The 1431-nt window shown below is 57.5% G+C and carries 3 protein-coding genes; all 3 read right to left on the reverse strand.

Annotated elements, in window-relative coordinates; all coding sequences use genetic code 11:
- On the reverse strand, nucleotides 1-266 hold a 266-nt coding region (locus CKO27_RS23905; protein ID WP_200377406.1), incomplete at its 3' end, for a type II toxin-antitoxin system RelE/ParE family toxin.
- On the reverse strand, nucleotides 259-498 hold the full coding sequence (locus tag CKO27_RS23910) for a ParD-like family protein (protein WP_200377407.1): 240 nt from the start codon (nucleotides 496-498) through the stop codon (nucleotides 259-261). The genes CKO27_RS23910 and CKO27_RS23905, both read right to left, overlap by 8 nt.
- Nucleotides 499-782: 284 nt before the next feature.
- On the reverse strand, nucleotides 783-1277 hold the full coding sequence (locus CKO27_RS23915) for a group II intron maturase-specific domain-containing protein (protein WP_242471113.1): 495 nt from the start codon (nucleotides 1275-1277) through the stop codon (nucleotides 783-785).
- Nucleotides 1278-1431: the final 154 nt, after the last annotated feature.

The following is a 1431-nucleotide window of genomic DNA, read 5'->3' on the forward strand; positions in this document are numbered from 1 at the left end:
CGTTTCAGATCGCGATAGAAATTCTCATGCGTACCGACCAACAGCAGCCACCGGGTGTCTGGGTCGTATTCGTACGCAAGCAGAAAGCGTCTGCCGACGCATTGGAACTTGTAGACAAACACACCGGCAAGATCTCCCTTCTTGGCCTCGCCTAACGTCGGATTGTCGACTATCGCGACCACGGCCTCGTCCACATCCACTTTTTGATTTGAATTTAAACGCTTGTAGGCACGGCGGAAACCGCTCGACTGCAAGACATCAATCATGGGTGTCTGACCGGTATCCTTCAGGAAGGAAAGGGACCGCGCCTTCGCGCCCCTCGGCGCGCGCGATCAAGATGTCGCGAACGAAATCGACGGGCAAGTCCGGGTTGTCCAGGGCCGCCTTGCCGATCTTGGCCCAGAACTCGATCTGACCCGCAATCGTCCTCGATTCCGCCTTCGCTTGGCGCTTGGCGTCCTCGTACAGTAAATCGTCGATACGCACCGGCATGCCCATCCTTTTATCTCCCAGAGTTTGCTACTTTTGTAGTTTAGACGATGCGGTCGGGTGCTGCAATAAACTCGGAGTCAAAATCGCTTCAGTTCCAGTTCCGGGCAGTTCCGGGAGTTGGGGAACGGGTAGAGTAGAGAGCAGGCATCCCGTGCCCGTAGACCCGGCCTATCTGTTTCCGCCCCTTTCGTCTGGCGGTGCCTCAATAGCCGGATCCTAGTCACAGAATACCAGCCCTCCCTCATCAAACCGTGCATACAGTTCTCCCGTACACGGCTTTCCGATGTGCTTCACGCCAAGGCATGCGCTGATGTCCAGCCTGCGGTGGTGGGGACTTTGAACAGTCCAAGATGGTCGTAGAGATGCGCATTGGGGAACCGGATGTATCCTTGCGCCCGGCTCTGGAGCTTGTGACGGTGGCGCAGTTGCGTGCGCATCCGCTCCTCGGCATGCGTTTTCACCCGACCGAGCACCTTCGAGTAGTTGCGGTAGTGGAAATAGCCCGTCCAACCCCGGAGGGCTTGATTGACGTCACCGATCATGTCCCCAAGTGCCACCGGCGTTCGGCGGCGCGCGGTCAGATCCCTGACGCGATCCTTGATGCGCTGCTCGGCCCTTTTTGACGGCTCGACGTGCGGGTAGCCCTTGCCACTGCGGCGGCTCGTTCGCCAGGCCATGTGGAATCCCAAGAAATCGAATCCATCCACTCGCGCGTCGACCACGCGGGTCTTGCGGGTATTGAGCGTCAGATCCAGTTTCTCAAGGACCGCCGTGAAGACGGCCATGGACTTCTCGGTGCCCTGACGCTCAGTACAGTGCATTTCACATTAAGATATTGATTATAATGACATCGCCATGAGATTCTGCCCCCAATGTCCTGATGTCTGAAATCCGTACCGTCAAACGGCTCCGAACCCTGCTCGCCACTCACCTGGACTG

The sequence above is a fragment of the Thiocystis violacea genome (assembly GCF_016583575.1).
Taxonomy (GTDB): Bacteria; Pseudomonadota; Gammaproteobacteria; order Chromatiales; family Chromatiaceae; genus Thiocystis; species Thiocystis violacea.

What these genes read in the sequence shown, in the direction of transcription:
- CKO27_RS23915 (WP_242471113.1), bottom strand. Translation starts at nt 1,277, where the DNA reads ATGGCCGTCTTCACGGCGGTCCTTGAGAAACTGGATCTGACGCTCAAT.
- CKO27_RS23910 (WP_200377407.1), bottom strand. Translation starts at nt 498, where the DNA reads ATGGGCATGCCGGTGCGTATCGACGATTTACTGTACGAGGACGCCAAG.